This is a genomic window from Paenibacillus tyrphae, from assembly GCF_000722545.1.
Classification (GTDB): Bacteria; Bacillota; Bacilli; order Paenibacillales; family NBRC-103111; genus Paenibacillus_G; species Paenibacillus_G tyrfis.
In genome coordinates this window covers 37,199-63,603 of the sequence record NZ_JNVM01000036.1, presented here as the reverse complement: position 1 = coordinate 63,603, position 26,405 = coordinate 37,199, and the positions used below count along the sequence as shown (strand labels likewise).

The following is a 26,405-nucleotide window of genomic DNA, read 5'->3' as shown; positions in this document are numbered from 1 at the left end:
CTCCTCATACTCGTTGTAAACAGATGGCGGTGTTAACGCCGCCAAATCCCATGCTCAGGCTCAGGGCTCTGTGCATGTCATGCGGCTCCGCTTCTCCACGCACCCAGTTGAACTCGACGTCCATCGGGTCCTCCAAGTTGCGGGTCGGATGCAGCTGAGACGCTCTCATCTGCAGCAGCGTGGCGACGATCTCCACAGCGCCGGCCGCCGTCAGCCCGTGGCCCGTGATCGACTTGGTGGCGTTGATGCGCGCCGCAAGCAGCCCGCATTCGCGCAGAGCCTGCAACTCGGTCTCATCGCCGATCCCCGATCCCGTTCCATGCGGGTTGATGTAGTCGATCTCCTCGGGTGACAGGCCCGCTCGTTCCAGCGCTTGTCGAATCACTCGAACCTCCCCCTCGCACGAGGGGTTCGGGTTGCGGTTGGCATCCATCGCCAGGCCCCAGCCGACCACGCTCGCGTAGGGTCGGACCTGCCGTTGGATCGCATGTTCGGCCCGTTCGATCACGATGACGCCGCATCCTTCCCCGTAAATGAACCCGTCGCGTCCCTTGTCAAACGGACGGCATGCCCGAGCTGGGTCGTCCGCATAGCGGTCGCTTCCCATCGCGCCGAGTGCTCGTAATCCCTGAAGCTCCATGTAGGACAGATCCATCAAGCCTCCCATCGCGAGGCAGACATCAACTTGTCCCGAACGAACCGCTTCAGCGGCCTGCAAGACCGCCAACTGTCCGCTGGCCGAAGCCCCGCCGATCGTGTAGCCGAACCCGCGTATGCCGAACTGTTCGGTACACAGGCCGCTCAGGTCGCTGTCCAGAAAAGAGAGTCCGTAGGTCGGACGCAGAAAGTCGAGCTGGTCCCCGTAGGATTCATGCGTTTGCAGCAGTTCGCGCTGCTGCAGGTTGGAGCCGCCTACCACAAGGCCGATGCGGGACGGGTCGACCGTGCTGAGCTGCGCTTCGTCCCACGCCTCTTGCAAGGTGGCCAGCGCCACTTGCCCGGAAAAAGAGAGCGTGCGCAACAGCCGTTTGGTAAAACGCTCCGGAAGAGACAAGGAAGGAACCTCCGCTCCGAGGAAGGAGGTTCCTTTTTGTCTGCCCGGGCGTTGCATCACGCCGAACGCATGGCGGCCTGCCAGCAGAGCGGAGGTAAAATCCGACTTGCCCTGCCCGATGGCCGAGGTGACGCCAAGGCCCGTGATGAGCAACTCAGGCGGTCTGGAGCTTGCCATAGAGGACCTCGACCAGTTCACCGATGTTTTTCGCCGTGGACAGCTCGACGCGCGGGATCTTCAGGTCCAGCTCTTCGATGGTCATCATGACGATCTCCGCGCGATCCACCGAATTCGCGCCAAGATTGGCCAGTTGGTCCGTCGGCTGGAAGGTGTGACCTTCCAGCTCCGGGAGCACTTCACGGGTATTGCGGACGACGACTTCAAAGATCTCTTGTTTGGTCATTTTACTTCCTCCTTGATTTTGAACTGCTGAAGCAATTGATCGGCTTGTTCGCTGTCAAGATTCCCTTCATACACCTGCAAGAGCAGATCGTCTACGGAGAGCTCCGTTGCCGGCTGTTCCGCGATCGGATGCTTGTGCAGCTGCATGCTCAAGTAGGCGGCGAATTCGCGAAGGGTCGGGTAGCCGTAGACTTTGGTCGCCGGGATGTCGGTGCCGTACTGCTGGTTGATCACGCGAATCCATTCCACTCCGACGATGGAGTCCAGGCCCATGTCGACGAACTTCCTGTCGAGGTCGATGTCGCTTGGCTGCAGGAACAGCGCGTCTGCGAGACTGGTGCGCAGTTCTTCTTGCAACGCCTCTGCGGACGGGGCACTGGGGATCGGGCTCGCCGTTTTGATCTCTGGCTGGCTAGGTTCGCTCGGCTGCACCTTCAGGGATTTTGACAGATAGGTGGCCAATTCGCGGACGGTCGGGTAGTCATAGACTTTGGTCGCCGGGATGTCGGTGCCGTACTGCTGGTTGATCACGCGAATCCATTCCACTCCGACGATGGAATCCAGCCCCATGTCGACGAACTTTTTGTCGAGGTCGATGTCGGCCGCTTGCAGGAACAACGCGTCTGCGAGACTTGCGCGCAAGTCTTCGTGCAGGGTGGCCGCCGAGACGGAAGGAGCCGCCTTGGGAGCTTCGATTTGCGGTGCAGGTGTTGGTGCAGGCGTCGGCGCTGGTGTCGGTGCTGGTACAGGTGCCGTTGCCGCTCTTGGTGCGTTTTTGCTCAACACGTTTGCGATGTAGCCGGCAAACTCGCGGATGGTCGGGTAGTCATAGACTTTGGTCGCCGGGATGTCCGTGCCGTACTGTTGATTGATCACGCGAACCCATTCCACACCGACGATGGAGTCCAGCCCCATGTCCACGAATGCCTTGTTCACGTCGACGTCGCTCGGCTGCAAGAACAGCGCTTCGGCCAGGGTCGCTTGCAGCTCTTTTTGCAAAGACTCCGCCGGGATGGATGCCGGAACAGACGGTGCAGGCACCGCCACTTTGATCTCCACAGGGGCCGGTGCCGTCGTCGTTTGACCTACAGGAGACAGTTGGATCGGTCGACGGGGTGCTGACCGTTCCGAGGACGGCTCGCGGACAGCCGACAGCGGCTGCAGCGCGATCCCGTTCGTTCGGACGGAACGGTTCGATCTGCCGGAACGGTTCGACGACGCTTTGGCCGGTCCGATCGGCTTGAGTTCGCCCTCCGGTGCGACTGGTGCTACCGGTGTTGCCGGTGCTACACGGATCGCCGGGAGCCAGATGCGTTGTTTGGCGAACGGGTACGACGGGAGACTGATCAGGCCGGGCTGGTGTGCACCGTGCAGCTTTTTCCAATCTAAGGTCAATCCCTTGACCCACAAGGAAAGGAGTTTGCCGAACTTGCGCTTTGCAATCCACGCTTCAATCGTCAGCGCCATGTCTTCATCGGCGGCAAACAGCATCAGATCCTCATTGTTGCGTCTGAATTGCCCGCGATACAGGTCTTCTACGCCCGTCTCGCCAACTGCATAGCGCTTCAGCTTGTCAGTCATCTCTTGCAGAGAGCCAACGACCAGCGCCAGCCGCTCTTCCATCGGCTCGCGTCCCACCTGCAGCGTGTAGGCCGCATCGGACAGATTGGCCTCCGTGATTCGCCCGTCCTCGACGGCTGCCAGCAGCTGCAGAGCCTGTTGGCGAAGCTGCTCTTCCTGGCGGGCCGACAGCACGATCACAGCCGGGTTCTGCGGCGTGACCCGCGCCTGCGTCCCAGACGCTTGCTCAGGTCTGTACTCTTCGATGAGGATGTGCGCATTGGCACCCCCTGCACCAAACGAGGACAGACCTGCGATGCGCGGACCTTCCTGTTCTTTGCCGTCGATCTCTACCACCGGACGCTTCCAGTCAGTCAGCTCCTGCCGCACCACAAACGGCGTTTTCCCAAACTGAATGTTCGGGTTCAACTCTTGCGCATGCAGGCTCGGCGCAAGTTGGCCATGCTTCATCTGCATGACGATCTTCGCAAGTCCCGCGATGCCGGCTGCCGCTTCCAGATGTCCGATGTTCGACTTCACCGAGCCGATCGCGCAGAATCCGGTGTCCTTCGTATAGCGTCGGAAAGCTTGTGTCAGCCCGGTGATCTCGATCGGATCGCCGAGCTCTGTGCCCGTGCCGTGCGCTTCGATGTAGCTGACTTGGCGCGCGTTGAGTCCGGCCCGCTCCAAGGTCTCGAAGATCAGGTCGCCTTGCGCAGTCGGGTTGGGCACGGTGTACCCGTTGGTCTTGCCGCCGTGGTTCACGCGGGAGGCTCGGATCAGCGCATGAATCTGGTCGCCGTCCGCGAGCGCTTGCGACAACGGCTTGAGCAATACTGCGCCCACACCTTCGCCCGGCACGAATCCGTTGCCGTTCAGCCCGAAGCTCTTGCACTGCCCGTCCGTCGAGAGCATGCGCTGCGCACTGAGGAACACGTAGGTGGAAGGATGCAGGTACAGGTTCACCCCGCCCGCGATCGCCATCTCGCAGTCCCCGCGATACAAGTGCTCGCAAGCCTCATGAATCGCGCTCAGGGAAGAGGAGCACATCGTATCCACCGGCATGCTCGGCCCGTTGAGGTTGAGGAAATACGACACGCGGTTCGCAACGGAAGCAAAAGACGTGCGCGGGAAGATCTTCTCCCCTTGCTTCCACAGATCCGGCCCATACAGCTCAAAGCCGGTTTTGGTCACGCCGACAAACACCCCGACGCGGCCTTCGTGCTGGTCCGCGATGCGCTCCTTGGTATATCCGGCATCCTCCAGCGCCTTCCAGCTCTCTTCCAAGAAGAGGCGCTCCTGCGGGTCGATGTTGATCGTCTCTCGGGGCGACAGGTTGAAGAACTGCGGATCGAAGTCTGCGAATCCGTCTACAAAACCGCCCCATTTGCTGTAGCTTTTGCCTTGTCTCATCGCTTCGTCTTGATTCGGATGGTAAAAATCATCCAGCGACCAGCGTTCGCTCGGAACCTCGGAGACGCAGTCTCGGCCCGCTTTTAGATTCTCCCAATAGTGCTGTAGCGAAGGCGACTTGGGATAGCGGCCGGAGATCCCAATGATCGCAATCGGTTCACGCTCGTTCGGTTTCGTCGGCAATGGCGCTACAGGCGCGATCCGTTCGACCGGTCTTGCCGGCGGCTGTGCAACAGATGCATCCGCTGCGACGGGTGCTTCATACCCCGTCCACCGCTGGCAGGCCGTCCGTTCTTCCTCGACAAAATAGTCGGCCAGCGCGCCCAGCGTGCGGTATTCAAAGAAGAGCGTCTTGGACAGATCGCCAAAGGTCACGGCGAGCTTCTGGTTGAGCTTGGAGATCATCAGCGAATCGATCCCGTAGCTCTCCAGCGGCTCTTCGGCATCCAGCTGGTTCGCGCGGATGTCGGTGGTCTCGCTGAAGAGAACTTTTAGCGCATGCAAGGTCTTGGCGCGCAGTGCGGCGTCTTGCTCCTTGGCAGGCGTGACGACCTCTGCGGCTTCGGCTTTGGCTGCGCGTGCCTCGATGCGTTCTGCCACTTGACGAAGCGTGGTCTCATAGAGCGAAGCCGACGTGAGTTCCAGCCCGTATTGACGGTTGATCTTTTGCGCCAGTTCGCTGAGCAGGTACGGATCGAAGCCGTATTCCGTCAGTTGGGCATCCGGATCGATCTCGTTCCCCTTCACGTTGAGCAACTCGGAAACCATGTGCAGCAGGGCTGCTTCCAGCGGCGGCAGGACCGCCGTCGAGGAAGCGGACGTTGCGTGAACCGGTTCTGAGTGCAAGGTCTGCTTGATTTGTGCACGTTTGCCTTCCAACACCATCACCTGATCTTTGCCGGTTGCCAGACCGCGATACAAGGCCTGCAACCCGGTTTGAGTTCGCAGAGGGATCATCCCCATGCGTTGCAGCAGCAGCTTTTCCGTCTCTTCGTCAACGCGCATTCCGCCCTCTTGCCAGAGCGGCCAGTTGATGGACAAGATGCGTCCGCCGCGAGAGTTCGCAAAGGCATCCAGGAATGCGTTCGCCGTCGCGTAGTCGGCCTGTCCGAGATTGCCGAAGACGGCTGCGACGGAGGAGAAGAGCACGAAGAAGTCGAGGTTCAGGCCTTTGCTGGCCGCATCCAGATGCACCAGACCTGGAACCTTGGGAGCCAGCACCTCGGCCAGCTCCTCTTGTGTTTTCTTGAAAATGAACTGATCCCGGTTGACGCCCGCACCATGCAAGATGCCGTGCAGGGTGCCGTATTTTTCACAGATGCCTTCGATCAGGCGTGTCACCTCAGGAGCAGAGCTCACGTCGACTTGTCGATATTCCACGCATGCGCCCATGCCCCGCAGTTTCCGCAGACGGGCCTGACCAGCGTCCGACAGCGGGGATCGGCCCGCGAGAATCAGGGTCGGGTTGGCGGCCTGCCGTGCGATCTCCTCGGCGACGATCATCCCGATCCCGCCGGCGCCGCCCGTAAGCAGGTAGATGCCTCCTGAACGCCACGGAACCGGGGCGCGCTCTTGATCGATCTCCACTTCGCGCCACCCGGCAACAAGACGCTTGCCGTTTTGATAGCGGACATGGTCGTCTTGCAGGGCGTGCAGGTTCTCTTGCAGTCTCGCTTCAAGCCCTGCGCCCGACTCCACTTCGATCACTTGCCCGATGAAGTTCGGGTTCTCCAACTGCGCCGTTCGCAACAGGCCGGACAGCGCGGTGAACAGCTGCGAATCCGCCTGTGACGGCACGGCGATTTGCATCAGCACCTTGCCCTTCGGCTTGTTCTGCAGAAGGGTCTGAATCTCCGTGAACACCTGTGCCGCACACGCTTGGAAGCGTTCTGCAAGCGCAGCGGAGCCGGCTTGCAGGATGCGATACTGCAACGAATCGAGCTTCGCCTCGACCTCGCAGAGCAGCACAAGATGCTGCGCGAGAGACGGTGGTGAAGATTGCGGGACCACCGCCTGCTCGGTCCAGATCGGTTCAAACAGCAGCGCTTCATAGGCATCCTGCGCTTGCGAAATCCAGTGGCGCTCCTTCGCGAACGGATAGGTCGGCAGGCTGAGACGGCGCGGTCGGTTCTCGCCGTAGAGTCGGTTCCAGTCAGAAAACTGGCCCTTCACCCAGAGTTCGGCGATCTGCTCCGCCCCTCGCGATTCCGGATGAGCGGCCGCTTCGGCCGAGCTCGCCTTGCCGCGCTTGACCTGTCCTCGCCAGACACCGTTCAGCCCGGTCTGCCCTTGCAAGAACGCCTGCAATCTGCGCTCCATCTCTTCAACCGACGTGACGACCAGCGCCAGGCGCTCTTCCATCGCATCGCGCCCAACTTGCAGCGTGTAGGCGATGGATGCGAGGTCTTCGTCGGCAAACTCCTGCGCGATGAGGGCGTTGCACAGTTGCCGCACCTGCTCCTGCAGGCGCTGTTCATTCTTGGCTGACAGCGCGATGACGACCGGGTTCTCGGTGGAGGTCTCCGTCTTCGATCTCGGCTGCTCCTTCGGCAGATACTCCTCGATCACGACATGCGCGTTGACGCCGCCGAACCCGAAGGAACTGACGCCCGCACGGCGCGGCAGGTCTTGGCCGGCTGCGTCTTGCAGAGCCTCCCATCGCTTCGCCTCCAGCACGAGATAGAACGGGCTGCCCTCCAGTTGGATGTAGGGATTGACCGTTTCGCAATGCAGCGTAGGTGCCAGCGTCCGGTGACGGAGCTGCAGCAGCACTTTGATCACGCCTGCGATGCCGGCCGCGAGTTCAAGGTGGCCGATGTTCGTTTTCACCGAACCCAGCCCGCAGTGAACGCTCTCGACCTCTTGCGTCCCTGTTCTTCTGTACAACTCTTGGAACGCGCTCTTCAATCCGTTGATCTCAATCGGGTCGCCCAATTCGGTGCCCGTTCCGTGCGCCTCGATGTAGGTGACGGTCCGCGGGTCGATGCCGGCTTTGTCGTACGCATTGATCAGCAGGTCCGCTTGGGCCTTCGGGTTGGGAGCCGTCAGCGAGTTCGCGCGTCCCCCGTGGTTGACCGCCGTCGAGCGAATCAAGCCGTAGATATGATCTCCGTCGCGCTCGGCAACCGACAGCTTTTTCAAAACGAGCATGCCGACCCCTTCGCCGCGCACATAGCCGTTCGCCGCGTCCGAGAACGTCTTGCAGCGTCCGTCTTCAGATAGCATGCCGGCCTTGTTGAAGCTGATGTGCGCCTCCGGGGTTACGATCGTGTTCACACCGCCGACGACCGCCATGTCGCAGTCGCCGTTCTGCATCTCGCTGACGGCGCGGTGGATGGCGACCAGCGAACTTGAACAAGCGGTCTCCACCGGCTCGCTCGGGCCGTGAAGGTTCAGGGCATAGCTCATGCGGTTCGGTCCGACCGACGGCACGACGCCCGTGGACGAGTAGCCTTCAATCGGGAAGTTCGCCTGCGTGATCAGTCCGCTGTACCCGCTGCTTCCCGTTCCGACGAAAATCCCCGTCTTGCTGCCCGACAGGCTCTGTGCCGAATAGCCCGCATCCTCGATCGCCTTCCAGACATAGGTCATCAAAAGGCGCTGCTGAGGGTCCATCAGCTTGGCTTCAAGCGGCGAGATGCCGAAGAAGAGCGAATCGAACTTGTCGGTCTCGTCGAGGAAGCCGCCCCACTTGATGTTCGTTTTGTTGGCTTCCGTCTTCGGGTCGCCAAAATAGGCTCTCCAATCCCAGCGTCCCGGAGGAATCTCGGAGATGCAGTCGATGCCTTCCACGAGGTTGTGCCAGAACTCCTGCATGTCGCGGGATTGCGGGAAGGCCCCGCTCATCCCCACGATGGCGATCGGCTCGGTCACCGCCGATTGTGCCTGTTGCACCACAGCGGTACGCGGGCGGCGCTTTTGTCTCGTCGCCCGGGTCGGAGTCGCTTCTTGCAGCAGGGGCGCTGCGACTTCCGCCCGTGCCGTTTCCGCTTGCACGGGGGCAGCCGGGGAGGAAGGAGCCGTCAAGCGCGAGGCGAACACATCTCGGAATTCGTCGGCCAAATAACCGGCAAACTCATGCAGCGTCGGATTCTCGAAGAAGATCGTCGGCATCAGGTCCAGCTTGTACGCCTCGTTTAGATCGTTGGCAAACTCGGTCAGCGTGATCGAATCAAAACCGTACTCGCTCAGCTCTGCATCCGCATCCAGCTCTTCTGCATCGACCTTGAGCAGACGGGAAACCGTCTGAGTCAGCAGGCCCAGCACGCGCTCTCGCAGGTTCATGCTGTCCGCCTTGTCATCGACAGCAACAGCGACAGAGGACGGCGAGACGGAGACAGCTGCCGGCAGCAGTTTCTTCTTGATGCGCTCCGCTTTTCCTTCGATCACCAGCACTTGGTCCTGACCCGATGCCAAGCCTTCATAGAAGGCGCGAAGTCCGCTCTTGGTGCGCAGCGGGATCATGCCGAGGCTCTGTATCATCATCTTCTCGGTTTCCGGATCGACATGCATGCCGCCCTCTTTCCAGAGCGGCCAGTTGATCGACAGCGTCCGGCCAAGGCGACCCCCGGCGGCCACCCGTCTGTTGCGATGCGCCGCGTACTGATCCATGAACGCATTAGCCGCCGCATAGTCGGCCTGCCCCGGATTGCCAAGGCCGCCGGACAGCGAAGAGAACAAGACAAAGAAGTCCAAGGCCATGTCTTGGCTGGCGACATCAAGGTTCACAAGCCCGCGCACCTTCGGTGCCAGCACTTGCGTCAGTTCCGCCGCTGTTTTCTTGATGATGAAGCTGTCTCGGATCACCCCGGCGCTATGCAGGATGCCATTCAGGGTACCATGATCCGCCCGCAGCTCTGCAAACAGCTTCTCGACTGCCGCTCGATCGGTCACATCCACCTGCTTGTACACCACTCGCGCCCCCAGAGACTCCAGTTCGGACAGCGCCTCTCGTTGAGGCTCGCCCAGCACGGATCGACCTGTGAGCACCAGCGTTGCACCCGGCGCCTGTGTGGCGATCTCCTTGGCAAACACCAGTCCAAGACCGCCCGCACCGCCGGTGAGGAGATAGATGCCGCCCTCTTTCCACGGTGTCAAAAGGGCATCTGCATCTGCGGATGCGCGAACTTCGCGCCAGCCCGCCACTTGTCGCGAGCTTCCCTGATATCGAATGTGGTCTTCCTTCCCGCTGTTGCGATCTGCCAGCAGCTTCTCCTCAACCGCTTCGAGCTCATCGACTTCGATCAGCTGCCCGATCAAGTTCGGATTTTCCATCTGGGCGGTTTTCAGCAGACCTGACAGCCCGGCGAGCAGAAGTTGTTCCGCATGGGCCGGCACGACGATCTGCACCAGCACCTTGCCCTTGGGCTTGCCTTGCAAGATGCGCTGAATCTCCTCCAATGCCTGCATCGCATACGCTTCAAAACGCACCTCGATGTCTCTCTCATCCGCTTGCAACGTCAGGCAGCGCGCCCCTTGCACGTCAGCTTCGAACTCGCAGGACAGCACGAGATGATCCGCATAGGCCGTCGCCTCTTGCTGTTCGTGCGCTTGCTCCGTCCAATGCGGTGCCAGCATGAGCGTTTCGAACGCCTCCGAGTCGGCCTGATTTTCCAGCACGCGAGAGGAAAAGCCCTTCATGTGCGCACACACGTTGCCTTGCTCGTCACAAAGGCGAATGTCGAGCTTCTGCACGCTATCCCCCGGCTTGCCCCCCTCGCTGTAGCGAACCTGCGCCCACATCGAAGACGTGCAAGGAGAATAGATGTCAAGCTCCTGCAACGCAAACGGAAGCGCCGGCTTCAGTGGTGCCACGCCGAGCTGGAACCCGATCGCCGCCTGCAAGGCCGCGTCCATCAGGCTCGGGTGCAGGACGTATTGCGAATCGGTTCCCGTCACGCTCGACGGCAGTGTCAAACGAGCCAGAATCTGCCCGTCGCCGACCTGCAACAGATCGAGCGTACGCTGCGTCGGACCATACTCCAAGCCCATCGCGGCAAAGCTCTCATAGCACTCCGACGCGCTGATCTCACGCGTGCTGCAAGCTGCCTTCAACTCCTCAACAGGCAACTGCTCCACCTGTTTCTTGCCCATCACGACAGCACGCCCTTGGCTGTGTATGTTCGCGTCAACGCCGCTGAAGATCTCGTAGGAGATCGTGCCATCTTCCTCTTCGCACAGTCCGATGTGTACCTCGACAGGCCGATCGCCAACTGTGACAGGGTGCGTCCAGACCACATTTTGCAGACGAAGGAATTGCGTGTCCTCGTCGGGAGCTCCGGCCGCCAGTTCGACGGCGGCGCGCGCCATCTCCAGATAGGCGACGCCCGGCAGAACGCGCTGTCCCTTCACCACATGATCGGCGAGGAAAAACTCCTGCCCCGTCAAGCTCGTGCTGTATCTCTGTTCGGAAAAATCGGACGTGTTCCGATGCAAAAGCGGATGAAGCGCGTCCGTCGTCAAGCCTGCTCGAACGACGGACGGACGCTCAAGCTGCGGTGCCCAGCAACGCTGTTTGGCAAACGGATAGGTCGGCAGGCTGATGCGGCGCGGCAATTCCTCGCCCCACAGCTTGCTCCAATCGAGCGCCAGGCCCTTGACCCACAGGTCGGCCAGCTTGGACAGCTTGTGGCGCTGAATCCATTTTTCAATCGCTTCCTGCAGCTCTTCATCTGCGGCGAAGAGCGAGAAGGTGTCTCGGTTGCCTTTGACCTGCCCTCGGAACAGTTTACTGATCTCTTCCTGTCCGCTAATAAACGCCTCCAGCTTGCGAACCAGCTGCTGCACCGAACCTGCAACTATGGCGAGACGCTCTTCCATCGCTTCTCGTCCCACCTGCAAGGTATAGGCCATGTCCGCGAGATCTTCGTCGGCGAATCGTCCCTCCTGCAGTGCGGCGAGCAGGTTCTCCGCCTGTTGACGCAGGCGCTGTTCATTTTTGGCCGACAGCACGAGCAGCACCGGATTCTGCGGCGACACCTCGACAGGCGTGCGCAGCGGCTCTGCCGGAACGTACTCCTCGATGATCACATGCGCGTTGGAACCGCCCGCCCCGAACGACGAGATGCCGGCGATGCGCGGCACTTCGCGAACCTGACCGCCGATCTCCACCAGCGGACGCTTCCACTCCGCCAGCTCCTGCTGCACGACGAACGGGGTCGCGTCAAAGTCGATGTTCGGGTTGAGCACCTTGGCATGCAGTGAAGGCGCGAGTTGGCGATGCTTCATCTGCAGCAACACCTTCGTAACGCCGGCGATGCCCGCTGCGCTCTCGCAGTGACCGATGTTCGACTTGGCCGAGCCGATGGCACAGGATTGCAGTTTGGCGTTTGCCGTGGCCTGGAAGGCCTTGGTCAAGCCTGCGATCTCGATCGGATCGCCAAGCGAGGTGCCGGTACCGTGCGCTTCGATGTAGGAGACCATGCTCGGGTCAAGTCCCGCCTGCCGCAGCGCCTGCTCGATCACATTCGCCTGCGCATTCGGGTTCGGGACGGTATACCCGTTGGTTTTGCCCCCGTGGTTGATCGCCGTCGCCTTGATCACGCCGTAGATCTGATCGCCGTCTTCAATCGCTTTGGACAAAGGCTTGAGCAGCACCGCGCCAACGCCTTCGCCCGGCACGTACCCGTCGCCCCCTTCGCCAAAACTCTCGCATCGCCCTTTGCTCGACGCGAACTTGCCTTGGCCGAGCAAAATGTACTTATTCGGGTGAATCGAGACGTTGACACCGCCGGCGATCGCCAGCTCGCAACCGCCTTGTTGCAAGCTCTGGCAGGCCAGATGAATCGCCGTCAGCGAAGACGAACACATCGTATCGACGGCAAGGCTCGGCCCGTGCAGGTTGAAGAAGTACGACACCCTGTTGGCGATCGAAGCCGGACTTCCCGCCAGCGCGATCGGGCGGCCAAGCAGCGTCTCCTGTGCGCCGTACAGCTGATACTCTTCGTACATCACGCCGACATAGACCCCAACGTTGCCGTCAAGCTCCCGTCCGCGCTGCTTGGCGAGCGTCTCGCGGGTATAACCGGCGTCTTCCAGCGCCTCGTAGACGGTCTGCAGGAACAGTCGCTCCTGCGGGTCCATGATCTCCGCCTCGCGCGGGGAGATGTTGAAGAACAGCGGATCGAATTGATCCACGCCGTCAATAAATCCGCCCCATTTGCTGTTCGTCTTGCCCGCCTTGTTTTTGTCCGGGTCAAAATAGAGGCTATGATCCCAGCGTTCTTGAGGAATCTCCGTGATCGAATCCTCGCCGTCCCGCAGATTGCCCCAGAATTCCTGAAGGTTGCGCGCCCCCGGATAGCGGCCGGAGACGCCGATGATCGCGACGTCCAGCCTGCCGTTCGCTCCCTCTTCTTGTGCATGCGCCATCGAAGCGAACCGCTGGCGTCGACGGCTGACGAGCGCCGTCCGTTCCGGCGTCTCCTTGACCGCAGGCTTGCGGGCCGGCGCGGCGTCTTGCGCCGGTTCCTCGTCCCCTGTCAGCCGCACCAGTTGCGCTCGATGCGAGTCGAGGAAGTACCCAGCCAGGTCTCGGAGGTTCTGGTACTCAAAAAAGAGCGTCTTGGGCAGAGAGCCAAATGTTTTTTCCAACTGGTTGGTCAGCTTCATCACCAGCATGGAATCAATCCCGTACTGTTCGAGCGGCGCATCCGCATCAAGGCGGCTCACCGGCCATTTCAAAACGGTGGACACCTGCTCTTTGAGATACGCGATCGCTCTCTCCTGCAAGGGGTCCGCGCTCGCAGCAGCTACCTCTTCCCGGCTCGTTTCCACTAGCTTCTCCGGCACAGTGGCCTGCTCGTCTTCCGCAACCGCTCCAGCTTCCAGCACGCGGGAGATATACCCTTTGAGACGGATGCGAACGCTTCCTTCCTTGTCGCAGAGGTCGACATCGAGCTTTTGCACCCTGTCTTCCGGCCGGCTGCCCGCGCTGTATCGAACGAGCGCCCACATCTCGGCTTCACACGGCCCGAAGACATCTAGCTCCTGCAGCGCAAACGGCAGTGCCGGCTTGAAGATCTCTTGCCCGATCAGGAACCCGACGGCCGATTGCAAGGCCGCATCTGCAAGGCTCGGATGCAGAAGGTAGTCGGCCAGAGAGTCGGTGACGACGGACGGCAGCCTCAATCCGGCCAGCACGCGCCCTTCACCCACCTGCACCTGCTCGATGCCTTGATAGGCCGGCCCGTACTCCATGCCCATCGCACGGAAAAATTCATAGCAGTCCGCTGCCCCGTACTGTCCCTGCACGAAGGATGCTTGCAGTTCCTTCAGGTCCCACTTCGGCGCTTCTTCCGCCGGTGCATTCCGCACGGCGCGTCCTTGGCTGTGCACGATCTCCTCCCCGTCTTGCAGGGTGTAGACCTCATATCCAACCTCTCCGCCCGCCTCCGGGAAGAGGGCGATGTGCACCTCGACAGGTTCTTCGCCGACGAGGATCGGCCGCGCCCAGACCACATTGCGCAGGCGAACATCCTTCAGGCCAGCCGCCTGCTCGACCGCCTTGCGGGCCATCTCCAGATAGGCTACGCCGGGCAGCACCTTCTGCCCCTTGACCACATGATCGGCCAAGAAGAACTCCGCTCCCGTGAACGTCGAGGAAAAGCGCTGTTCCGCAAAATCAGACGTGTTCCGATGAACCAGCGGATGCAACTGCGACGCCGTCGGAAGAGCGCTGACCTCCGCCTTCTGTGCAACCCAGTATTCTTCCCGCGCGAACGGATAGGTCGGCAGGTTCGTGCGCGTAGGTCTTTCTGCGCCGAACAGCGCGTCTCCCGCGATCTCGCCGCCTTGGCAATACAGACCGGCAAGTGTATGAAGGTGCTCCTGATAGGCCGCAGGGTTCGTCGCCAATTCGCGGCTCTTCCCTGCCAGCTCCAACGCCTGCTCCTGTAGGGCCGGCTCTCCGGCCTTCTCGCGCGCCACCTTGCCGCGGAACACGTTGGCTTCTTGCACACCTTCCCGCGCCTGTTTCAGAACGCGCAGCATCTCCTGCGCATCCTGCACCACGACCGCCAGACGATGGGCAAAATGCTGACGCCCCTCCAGCAACGTGTAGCTGATCTGCGCGAGACTGCCTGCCGCGCCCGAATCGATCTCCAGCATCGCGATCATGTCTTGCAGTTTCTCTTGCAGCGCCTCGTCCGTTTTCGCCGAAAATGCGAGCAGGTAATGCGAGTCTTGGGGACCGGTATTCCTACCCTTTTCAAAACTGCGGACGACCATGTGCGCGTTGGTGCCGCTCATGCCGAACGAACTCAACGCTCCCACACGGCCTGCGCCCGCCCGCTTCGTCCACGGCTTGCTCGTCTTATTCACATAAAAGGCACTGTTCTCCCAACGGATGTACTCGTTCTCCGTCTCGCAATGCAGGCTGGCCGGGATAGTCTCATGCCGCATCGCCTGAACCAAGCTGATCAGGTTGACCAAACCTGACGCCGCAAACGTGTGGCCCAGATTGGTCTTGGTCGAAGTCAGCGCACAATACCCGCGCTTTTGCGTGCGGCGCTTGAAGACGTCCTGCAGCGCATGAACCTCGACCGGGTCCCCGAGCTTCGTCCCGGTGCCATGCGTCACGATGTAGTCGATCTCTTCCGGGTCTACCTCGTGCTGCTCGTACACATCCTGTACGAGATTCGCCTGTGCGACGGTGCTTGGCGCCGTGATGCCGTTCGTCTTGCCGTCATAGTTCACGCCGCTGCCTTGGATGACCGCGTAGACCGGGTCGCCGTCCGCCAGTGCTTGCGAGAGCCGCTTGAGCACGACCACCGCCACGGCTTCCCCCGGCACCAAACCGTTCGCCCCGTTGTCAAACGCCTTGCATTTGCCATCCTCCGACAGCATGCCGGCCTCCGTCATGCCTAGGTAAGCGGCCGGCGTCAGCAGCAAGTTCACGCCTGCGACCACCGCCGCGTCACACTCCCCATTTCGCAGGCTCAAGCAGGCCTGATGGGCTACCACCAACCCGGAGGAGCAGGCGGTATTGATCGCCATCACCGGGCCGCTAAAGTTCAGGAAATACGGCAGGCGCGCCGCAAGAATCGCGTTATGGTTCGACGTGATGCTGGTATCCTCGCCTTGAGACAGCATCTGATAGTCGCCTTCTTCCACGCCGACGAACATGCCGATCTTGCTCTCGTTCAGATGTCGCTTGCCCAATCCCGCATCTTCCAGCGCCCGCCACGCCTCTTGCAGGAGCAGGCGCTGTTTCGGGTCCATCGCTTCGGCTTCCAGCGGCGAGATCTCAAAGAACAGCGGATCGAACTCCCGCACGCCCGGGATCGCACCCAGCCATTTGCTGCGGCTGTGGTCGCCATAATACTCCCGCCAGTCATAGCGGTCTTCCGGAATCTCGGTGACCGCATCCCGTCCTTCGGCGAGGATGTCCCACAGTTCGTCGATGTCGCGCGCCTGCGGGAAGCGCCCGCTCATCCCGATGATCGCTATCGGCTCCGGCCCCGCTCCCGAGGTCTCGGTCGCCGCCGTTTCCGCAATAGTGTCCTCAAGAGACGCTTCCGGCTGTTTCTCCACACGCTCAGGCTCCACTCGCTCCGTCGCGTAGAAGGCGCGCACGACTTCTCCATGCTCGCTCTCCAGATGCGAGACCAGCGCCTGAATCGTCGAATGCCCGAAAAACACCGCCGGGGAGATCTCCACGCCAAAATGCTTCGTCATCGCAGCGGCCAGCTCGGCCAAGCTGACCGACTCAAATCCAAAATCGGCCAGGTTCGTCCCCACGTCCAACTTGTCCCGTGAGACCTTTAGAATTCCGCCGATCAGTTCTTGCAAATCCCACGTCAAGCATTGTGCCACCGTGAATCCCTTCATCTCCGGACGTCTTCCGGAACCGGAAGAGAGGACCGCTTGCGAGGTCGGAGCCTTCGAAGGCTTCGGCTGCGACAGGTCGAGGAAGTGCTCGACTCGACGGCGCTCTCCGGCCATGACCAGATGCTGCGTCCGCTCCTGCGAGAGAAGGAGGTCGAACATCGCCAGCCCTTCTTCCACTTCCAAGAAGCGCTGACCGCTCGTTTTCAGGTAGATCTTGGCGCTCTCCTCATCTTCCAGCCCCATGCCTCCGTCTCTCCAGAGCGGCCAGTTGATCACCAGCGTCTTACCGGGACGCCCCTGTTCGTTTCGCATGGCTGCATAGGCCATCTGGAACCGGTTCGCCAGCGCATAGTCACCCGAACCAAAGTCGCCGAGGACCGCCGAAGACGACGAGAAATAGCAGACGAACTCCAACGCCTCTTCGTCTGCGAGCAGCTCGTCAAGCACTTGGGTGCCCCTGATTTTCGGGTCGAGGATGCGCTTGAAACTCTCCGCATCTTTCTCAAGGATGCTCCGGCCGCTCGTGACACCCGCCGCATGCACAACGCCATGAATCGCGCCAAACTGCTCACGCGCTTGAGCAAGCCCTTCCCGCATCGCATCCGCCTCGCAGACATCCGCTTTCACATACAGGACTTGGCTGCCCAGCTGTTCCAGAGCACGGAGCTTGGCCAGCTTCTCATCGTCAAGCGCAGAGCGGCCAGTCAGGATCAGCTTGACCGGACCTTTTTTCGCAAAATATTCCGAAAATAAATACCCAAGCCCACCGCATCCTCCGGTGATCAGATAAGTGCCCCCTGTTCTCACCTTCAAGTCGCCCGCTTGCAAGTCGGTCGGCTGCACGGAGCAGACATAGCGCTTGCCGGATCGGTAGAGAACGCTGGAGAGCAACGGCGCTTGCAGTTCCGTCAAAATCTTCGGCAGGCATGCAGCGAGCGAGACCTCTCCCTCTTGAATGAACATGGCCGCCTGCGTCTGTGGCAGCACGAGCCGTAGCGAGCGGGTCAGCGCGATCCACGACTCCAGATGACAGCGCTCCAATTCGTTGGCATAAGAACCGAGGAGCAGCAGTCGCTTGGCCTGCACGTTCGACTTCGCCAGATCTTGGACAAGAGGAACGAGCGCAGCCGGGTCCTGACGGCAGCTCGCATCCTCCAGCGGACAGAGGTACAGCACGGCGTCCACCTCTTGCCAGTCCTGCCGCCCGTCGCCGAGCACGTCCTGAAGGCTCTCCCAGCTGGTGACGAACGCAACCTGTGCGCGATCATCGACAGCCTGCACCGCTTCCACGACCGCTTGCTGATGCTCCGGCTCTGTCAGGAAGCAGATCAGCTTGCTCGCACGAAGCGGCGTTCCCTCGGCCGCCTTTTCCTCCTTCCAGACTTCTTCATAGGTCAACAATTCAGAAGCCGGCTCAGAAACGGACTCGTTTCTGCTTGCCGCCTGTGCATTTCGAATCATATCTATCGCTTCGGATTTGGACAAACGATTGTGTTTCACTTCAGACAATAGTTGCTGCAGGAAATCTTTCATATGTGCCTCCTCGCGGTTCGGCGTTCCTTTTCGAATTTCTCTCATAAAATAGAAAAAAGGGAGGATCGCCCCTCCCTTTTCTTAGGTTCTGCTATGAAAATATGTCATGCGGACATACTCTTCCCATGTCATCTGCCCACATGCACACGACACAATGCAACTGGATGTGCCCCTTACACCCGCCAACGCGCCGCAACATCGATTGGAAAGCAAATAAGGAGTTTGTTCCAAACATGCTATCATTTACCTTCTTATACCTAATACTAATCTCGCAACATTCATTTAGTCAAGAGATCAATTCGGGATCAGGGCGCTGCTGATTTTCAGAAGGGCTTCTTCGAGGGTGATCTCTTCGTCCACCATCTCGTCCAGAATCTGCTCATAGAACCCTTCGTCAAAATTCGGCCCCTCCACCGCCCAGCATCTCTTACGGGCAAACGGATAGGTCGGTAGCGAGAGGCGGCGCGGTCTCTCCGTGCCATACAAAGAACCGTACTCCACACGCAGGCCCTTGACCCAGAGGTCGGCCAGCTTGGCAAGCTGGCCGCTCTCCCACCATTTCGTCACGAGCTCCTGCAGATCTTGATCCGCCGCGAACGACAGCGAGCTGTCCGTCGCGCCTTTGACCTGACCGCGGAAGACCGCGCCAAGCGCCGGACGGCCTTGCAGATAGGCGGACAGCTTCTGCTGCAGGTCCTGTGCGGAGGTTGCCACCACGGCGAGCCGCTCTTCCATCACTTCGCGCCCCACCTGCAAGGTATAGGCCGTATCAGCGAGCGTGTCATCCGTCACGACCTGTCTGTCGATCGCCGCCTGAAGGCGCAGCACCTGCTCGTGCAGACGCTGCTCGTCTTTGGCGGACAGCACGAGCAGAGCCGGACGGTTCTGCGCGATACGGGCAGCCGCTCGCGGTGCTACCTCCGGCACATGCTCCTCGATCACAAGATGCGCATTGGAACCTCCCGCTCCGAACGAGGAGATGCCAGCGATGCGCGGAACCTCGCGAAGCTCGCCGCCCACCTCTAGCAGCGGGCGCTTCCACTCCGCCAGTTCCCGCTGCACGACGAACGGCGTCCGACCAAAGTCGATGTTCGGGTTCAGCACGTCTGCGTGCAGAGACGGCACCAGTTGGCGATGCTTCATCTGCAGCAGCACTTTGGTCAGGCCCGCGATGCCAGCCGCACTCTCGCAGTGGCCGATGTTCGATTTGACTGATCCGATCGCGCAGAATTGCGTGTCTGCCGTGTCTTCTTGGAAGACTCTCATCAATCCGGCGATCTCGATCGGGTCGCCGAGCGCCGTTCCCGTGCCGTGCGCTTCCAAGTAAGAGAGGGAGCGCGGGTGAATGCCGGCCTTTTTGAACGCGCGTCCGATCACGCGAGCTTGCAGATTCGGATTCGGGACGGAGTAGCCGTTGGTCTTGCCGCCGTGATTGACCGCCGTCCCCTTGATCACGCCGTAGATCTGGTCGCCGTCCTCCAACGCCTTGGCGAGCGGTTTGAGCAGCACAGCGCCGACGCCTTCACCCGGCACGTACCCGTCGCCCCCTTCACCAAAGCTCTCACAGCGCCCTTTGCTCGATGCGAACTTGCCTTGGCCGAGCATCAGGTACTTGTTCGGATGCAAGGACAGGTTGACCCCGCCGGCCACGGCCAGCTCGCAGTCGCCTTGCTCCAGACTCTGGCAGGCCAGATGAATCGCCGTGAGCGACGAGGAGCACATCGTATCGACCGCAAGGCTCGGGCCGTGCAAGTTGAAGAAATAGGACACGCGGTTGGCGATCGACGACGGGTTGCCCGACAAGGCCATCGGACGGCCCCGCAGCGTCTCCTCCGCTCCGTAGAGCTGATACTCCGAGTACATCACCCCGACGTAGACCCCGACATTGCGCTCCTCGCCCGATTCCCCGCCTGACACGAACGTGTCGCGGGTGTAGCCCGCATCTTCCATCGCCTCATACACGGACTGCAGGAACAGGCGCTCTTGCGGGTCCATGATCTCAGCTTCCCGAGGTGCGATGTTGAAGAACAGCGGGTCGAACTTGTCGACATCGCGCACGAACCCGCCCCACTTGCTGTACGTCTTGCCACGCTTGCTGCGATCCGGGTCATAATACGGGCTGTGATCCCAGCGCTCCATTGGAATCTCGGTGATCGAGTCCCGACCCTCGCGCAAGTTGTTCCAGAATGCCTCCAGATCATCCGCCTGCGGGTAGCGCCCTGACAGGCCGATGATCGCGATGTCGAGCGCGCCGCTCTGTTTGGTCGGCTCCTTGACCGCCGCGCGACCCGGCGCGACGACCTTCCGCACAGGCGCTGCCACCGAAACCGATGCAGGCTCTGCCGGTCGCTCCTCGACCCCGAGCAGGTCGATCAGATGGGCACGGTGATTTTTCAAAAAGTACCCGGTCAGATCGCGAATGTTCTGGTACTCGAAGAACAGCGTCTTCGGCAACGCACCGAACGTTTTTTCCAATTGACGGGTCAGCTGCATCACCATGATCGAGTCGATGCCGTACACTTCCAGCGGCGCAGACGCTTCGATGCTCTCAGCCGGAACTCCCAGGACGGAGGACAGCTGCTTTTTGAAAAAATCGGCCGCTGCGCTCGCCAGAACCGCCTCTTCCTTGGCAGTCGGGAACGGAGCTGCGGGAACCTGCTTGTCGGTCTCGCCTGTCAGCAGGTCGATCACCTGCTGGATCGTCGGCAGTTCCGAGAAGGTGCTCGGCGTCAGATACAGGCCGAACTCCTCGTTGAGACGATCGGCCAGCTCATTCATCAGAAACGCATCGATCCCGTAGTCCAGCCACTCGGCCTCGGCATCCAGTTCATCAGGTCTGACCTGCAGCAAGTCCGAGACGATCTGCAGCACTCTCGCTTGCACATGGTCAGCCACGCTGTGAACCGGGCGGGCAGCAGGGGCAGGGAACAGCGGGTGCAGCTTCTCCGTGATCCGGGCGAGGTCGCCTTGCACCACCATCACCTGATCGCACCCGATGGCCAAGCCCTGATAGAGAGCCCGAATCCCGTTCCGGCTCTCCAGCGGGATCATCCCCGTATGCTCTCTCATCCATTGCTCCGTCTCTGCATCCACCTGCATTCCGCCGTCTTGCCAGAGCGGCCAGTCGATCGCAAGCGTGCGGCCTTGGCGTTGCCCGCGAGCGACCAGACGATTGCGCTCGGCAGCATAAGCATCCAAGAATCCGTTGGCCGCCGCATAATCGGCCTGCCCCGGATTGCCGAGGCAGCCGGCCACAGCGGAGAACAGCACGAAGAAGTCCAGCGGCAGCCCGATGCTCGAACGGTCGAGGTGGACCAATCCGCTCACTTTGGGAGCCAGCACCTCCTGCATCTCCTGCCCGGTCTTGCGGATGATGAAGTTGTCGCGGATCACGCCCGCTCCGTGCAGGATGCCTTGGAGGGTGCCATAGCGCGCCCGGATCTCCTCAAACAGTCCGGCGACCGCCTCTTCCCGCGTCACATCGACCTGTTGGTACTCGATGTGTGCGCCGAGGTCCTTCAACTCCTGCAGAGCCGCTTGCTGCTGCAGGCCCAAGGGGGAGCGGCCGGTGAGGATCAGTCGCGGAGCCTTGACTTGGCTTGCGATCTCTTTGGCAAAAATCAGGCCGAGTCCTCCCGCACCGCCGGTCAGAAGGTAGACGCCGCCATCGCGCCACGGGATGTGGAACGCCTGCTGCGAGACTTCCGCCACATCCCAAGAAGCGACCCAGCGCTGCCCGTATCGGTAGCGGATGCGGTCATCTTGCAGGGAATGGTGATTTTCCAAAAGCTTGTGTTCCAATCCTACCGTGTCCTCGATCTCGATCAGCTGCGCGATCAGGTTCAGGTTCTCGCGGCGGGCGGTGCGAAGCAGTCCGGCAAGGCCGCTGAAGACCTGATCTTCTCCGTCGGCAGGCACCACGACTTGCACCAGCGCCTTGCCCTGTGGCTTGCTGCGCAGAAGGGTCTGAATCTCTTCGAACACGCGCACCGCATACGCTTGGTAGCGCTCGGCGATGTCCTGACGATCCGACTGCAGCGCCACGACCTGTCCGCCGAGCACGAGAGGTGCCGTCAGCTCGCAGAGCAGCACCAGATGCTGCGACAGGGCAGGAAGGGCCGTCTTCTGCGCGATGCCCTGCTGCTTCCAGCTCGGCTGCAGCAAGTGCGCTCCCTGCGTGCGCCCCCCTGCTCCCTCTTCCAGCACGCGCGAGGTGTAGCCTTTCAAGCGCACGCGCACCTGACCATTTTCGTCACACGCGTCCACGTCGAACTTTTGCACCTTGTCTTCCGCTGTGCTGCCTTCGCTGCGGCGTACCACGGCCCACATCGAGGGCGTGCACGAGCCGTAGATCTCGACTTCCTCCAACGCGAAGGGCACAAGCGGCTTGAATGACGCAGTGCCGAGCATCAGGCCGATCGCGGCCTGCAGCGCCGCGTCCATGAGGCTCGGGTGCAGAACGTAGCGGCTCTCTGTGTCAGCCACGCAATCGGGCAGCGACAACTTCGCCAGCACCTGCCCCGTTCCGATCGACAGGCTCTCGATCCCTTGGTGTGCCGGCCCGTAGTCCAGCCCGGCTTGGCGGAAGAGCTCGTACAGCTCGGAAGCGCTGATTCGGTTCTGTGAGCAGGCCGTCTGCAGAGTGGCGAGATCGACGGCAGGAGCATCTGCCTTACCCAAGCGTCTCGCCCGGCCTTGGCTGTGTACGACAGCCCCCCGCCCGTCTCTGACTTCAAAGGAAATCGCCTCGGCCTCTTCCGCCCGCAGCCCGACCTGAACCTCAACCGGCCCGTTCCCTGCGAGGATCGGGCTTGCGAAGCCCACATGCTGCAAGCGCCATGCGCTGCCTTCTTCGCTCGCTCCTGCCGCCAGCTCAAGAGCTGCGCGGACCATTTCGAGATGGGCCACGCCCGGCAGAATCCGCTGTCCGTTGATCACATGATCGGCAAGGAAGAACTCTTTTCCTGTAAAAACAGACGCATAGCGCTGCTCTTCCAGCACCGAAATGTTTTCGTGCAGCAACGGATGCAGCGTGCGGGAGTTTGTGCCGCCCGCCTTCGCGACAGACTGCGCCGAACCCTCCGGCTTCCAATACCGCTCCTTGGCAAACGGAGATGTCGGCAGCGGGATGCGCGCATAGGGCAGCCCTTCAAACAGGCGTCCGTACTCCAGCGCATAGCCTTGTGCATACAGATCGGCCACGGACGCGAGCTGTTCGAGCAGGGCTGCCCCTTGGGCAGCATGGCGACAGTTTTCGATGCACTGGTTGCCGTAGCGTTTGAGCGACGGCTGTTCCCGAAGTTCGTTCTCAAGCAATTCGCCGTGATGCACACCGGCGACTTTTCCCGTCTCCAGCCATTTTTGCAGCGACTTGACCAGTTCCGGCACATCGCGCACCACGCAGGCCAAGCGGTGAGGCAGATGCCTGCGCCCGACGAGCAAGGTGTAGCTGATGTTGCCGCAGTCCGCATTCGGTTCCTGCTCGCAGAAGGCGATCAGATTCTGCACCTGCTTGCGAAGCTGTTCGGCGGTGCGAGCGGACAGCACGATCAGATGCCCAGCTCTGTCAATCGGCGTCCGAACGGTCTGCGGCGCTTCCTCGATAACCATATGCGCATTGGTGCCGCTGAACCCGAAGGCGCTGATCGCCGCGCGGCGCTTGCTCCCCGGCTCGATGCTCCAGTCCCGCAGCTTGGTGTTCACATAGAACGGGCTGCCTTGATGCTCGATGTTTGCATTCCACGCATCAAAATGAATCGAGGGCGGCAGTTGCATGTGTTCCAGCGCGAGCAGGATTTTGAGCACCCCGGCGACCCCGGCCGCCGCAGCTGCGTGTCCGATGTTCGTTTTGATCGAACCGATCGCGCAGTATTCCTTGCGATCCGTGTAGGCGCGGAAGGCGCGGGTCAAGGCGTCGAACTCGATTGGATCGCCGAGCTTCGTTCCGGTGCCGTGCGCTTCGACCAGTTGAATCTGCTCCGGGTTGATCCCATGCGTCTCATAGACTTCGCGCTCCAGACGCTCTTGCGAATTGGCGCTGGGAGCGGTGATTCCGTTCGTCGTGCCGTCCTGGTTGAGCGCTGAGCCTCGAATCACGCCATAGATATGATCTCGGTCGGCGAGCGCGTCTTTCAGTCGTTTGAGGACGACGACCCCCACGCCTTCTCCTGGCACGAATCCGTTCGCCTGGTCATCGAACGTGTGACAGCGCCCCGTCGCCGAGAGCATGCTCGCACGCTCTGCCGTCAAGTAGAAACGAGGCGTGCTCTGGATGAAAACGCCGCCGGCCAGCGCCATGTCCGTCTCCCCCGACCGCAACCCTTGGCAAGCCAAGTGGATGGAGACGAGCGAACTCGAACAAGCCGTGTCGACCGCGACCGCTGGGCCTTGAAGGTCTAGGAAATACGAGATGCGCGCCGGAATCACAGAGGCGGCGTTGCCCCACATCGCTTGTGCCGGTGCCTGTTCAACCATCGACTGCTGGTAGTCGCCTCCGTTGATCCCGACATACACCCCGCAGGAGGCTCCTTTGACCGCGTCGCCGGCATAACCGGCCACTTCGAGCGCTTTCCAAGACTCTTCGAGGAAAATGCGCTGCTGTGGGTCCATGTACGTCGCTTCAACGCCCGAGATGTGGAAGAACAGCGGATCGAAGCGGTCGATGTCATCGAGGAAGCCGCCTTCGTTGCAAAAGCGTGCTCCCTCCGCATGATAAGAGCGAAGATCCCATCGCGTCACCGGGCCAACGAGATCGTCTCCGTTCGCCAGATGCTCCCACAGCTCGCCCAAGTCCCCCGACTTCGGAAAACGCCCGCTCATGCCGACGATCGCAATCGCATCAAGATCTCCGCCTTGTTCAGAGATCTTTTTCCCCGCATCGTCTCGACCGCCTTCTCGAGCACTTTCTCGAGCGCCTTGCTGAACGTCAGCTTGAGCTCTTGCCGTTTGCACCAATGTTGCTGCCGATGCAATTGTATTTGCAATTGCAGGGTCATTTGCGATTGCAGTCGCTGAGGTCGTCGCCGATGTTTGAGGCTTGGTGGGAGCGAACGCTGTGGCAAGCGCTTCTTTGTATTGCCGGAGCATGTAGGAAGCGAGTTGGTTGACCGAGCTGTAATCGAACAGGTTCGTCGTCTTCAACCCGACCGGCAGCTTGTCGTTCAGCGCCTGCACCAGATGAACACCCGTGATCGAATCCAGACCGTAATCGGCAAACGACTTGTCGGAATCAATCCGATCCCGATTCACTTTTAACGAAGAGACGAGCTGGTCCTTGATCGCCTCCATCACCCGCTCCTCGATCAGCGCTTCCGTCACCTCGGAGGCCGTCACCTCGGATGCCGGAGCCTCGCCCGCTTCTCTCGACACAACGGGGGTCTCCGTTTTCGGCGACTTCGCTGCGGTGGAGGCCACCGTCGGCCCTTGCCCCTGTTTCTGTCGCACCACCCCGTCGCTTTCCGCCACGATGATCTGCTGGCCGAGAGCGTGCGCCTTTTGCGCCGGATGATCGACCGCGCGGAATCCTTCCGCTTTCAGCACCGAGGACCAGGCCTCCGGAGACAAGCCCGGGCAACCCGGCATGCGCAGCTCCGCATCCTCATACCGCCACCATCCATCGAGCAGGCCAAAGGTCAGGTGCGTGAACACCGAATTGCGGCTCATCTCGTTGAGCAGCAACAGGCCGTTTTTTGCTAAAACAGCCTTGGCATTGCGCAAGGTCTGGCGAATGTTCTTGGTGGCATGTAGGCAATTGGTCGCCAACACGAGGTCATACGCCCCCGCGTCCAGTCCCTGCCCGGCGATCGGCTCCTCCACATTGAACACTCGATAGGTCAGATACGGAGCCTTCGGAGCATACTCCCGTTCGGCATGGAGCAAAAACGCCTTGGAGATGTCCGTGTAGCAATATTCTTCGACGTGCTGCTGATAAGGTTGTAGCTTGTCAAACACCATCGCGCTCGTCCCGCCGGTTCCGGCTCCGATCTCCAAGATGCGGATGCGCGCCGCCGGTTCGTTTTTCAAACGCTCCTGCAGGTAGAGGACCACCGTGTCGGCCAGCACTTCGTTGAAGCCGTCGGAGATCGCGTTGTTTTTATACACGCCTTCCACCAGCTTCATCGAGGCATCAGGGAACAGAATGTCCGTCGCCGCCCGCTTGCCCGTCAGAATGTCCGGCAGTGCGCGCATCGTCGTCTCGACCAGCACGACCTGCGCCTTGAGTTCCGCTTTTTCCAGCCAGCGAGACTTTCTCGCCTCCCACTCCTGCCAGAGCGTTTCCGACGATGCGTCGAAGCTGAGATGCGCATAACGGGTCAAGAGGGCGAGGCTTTCTTCGTACCACTTGTTATATAAGACGGCCAACCCGCGAGCCGGGTTCTTGGCCGGATGCAGTCCCAGTTCGCGCAGGTGCGCCCCGAGCAGACGACAGAGGAGTTCATCCAGTTCCTCGCGATCACGGCTGCCTTCCGCCCAGACGCGAAGGAGGGTGGCGTCATCAGACACGAACTCCTTGCGGATCTGTTTCACAATGGAGGGATGCTTCTGCGGATAGACGGTGATGATGTCTCCTGCTCTTGTCCCTAGATACCGGTTCATGATCTTGCCCCCTCAAGTC

The 26,405-nt window shown here is 60.9% G+C and carries 4 protein-coding genes; all 4 read right to left on the bottom strand.

Annotation, left to right across the window (positions count from 1 at the left end; all coding sequences use genetic code 11):
• Nucleotides 1-4 precede the first annotated feature (4 nt).
• A complete protein-coding gene (locus ET33_RS30255; protein WP_036691003.1) occupies nt 5-1,231 on the bottom strand; it encodes a beta-ketoacyl synthase N-terminal-like domain-containing protein in 1,227 nt (408 codons plus the stop codon).
• Nucleotides 1,209-1,457, bottom strand: a complete 249-nt coding sequence (locus ET33_RS30250) for an acyl carrier protein (RefSeq protein WP_025683541.1) — start codon at nt 1,455-1,457, stop codon at nt 1,209-1,211. The genes ET33_RS30255 and ET33_RS30250 overlap by 23 nt, the downstream gene beginning before the upstream one ends.
• Nucleotides 1,454-17,836 carry an SDR family NAD(P)-dependent oxidoreductase gene (locus ET33_RS38695; protein ID WP_152570728.1) on the bottom strand — a complete coding sequence of 5,461 codons (16,383 nt, stop codon included), beginning with the start codon at nt 17,834-17,836 and terminating at the stop codon, nt 1,454-1,456. Before ET33_RS38695 ends, ET33_RS30250 begins: the two co-directional genes overlap by 4 nt.
• Nucleotides 17,837-18,085: 249 nt before the next feature.
• Nucleotides 18,086-26,386, bottom strand: a complete 8,301-nt coding sequence (locus ET33_RS40505; protein WP_051775830.1) for an SDR family NAD(P)-dependent oxidoreductase — start codon at nt 26,384-26,386, stop codon at nt 18,086-18,088.
• Between the last annotated feature and the right edge of the window lie 19 nt (nt 26,387-26,405).

Coding starts and splice junctions, on each gene's coding strand:
- ET33_RS30255 (WP_036691003.1), bottom strand. CDS start 1,231: ATGGCAAGCTCCAGACCGCCTGAGTTGCTCATCACGGGCCTTGGCGTC.
- ET33_RS30250 (WP_025683541.1), bottom strand. CDS start 1,457: ATGACCAAACAAGAGATCTTTGAAGTCGTCGTCCGCAATACCCGTGAA.
- ET33_RS38695 (WP_152570728.1), bottom strand. CDS start 17,836: ATGAGAGAAATTCGAAAAGGAACGCCGAACCGCGAGGAGGCACATATG.
- ET33_RS40505 (WP_051775830.1), bottom strand. CDS start 26,386: ATGAACCGGTATCTAGGGACAAGAGCAGGAGACATCATCACCGTCTAT.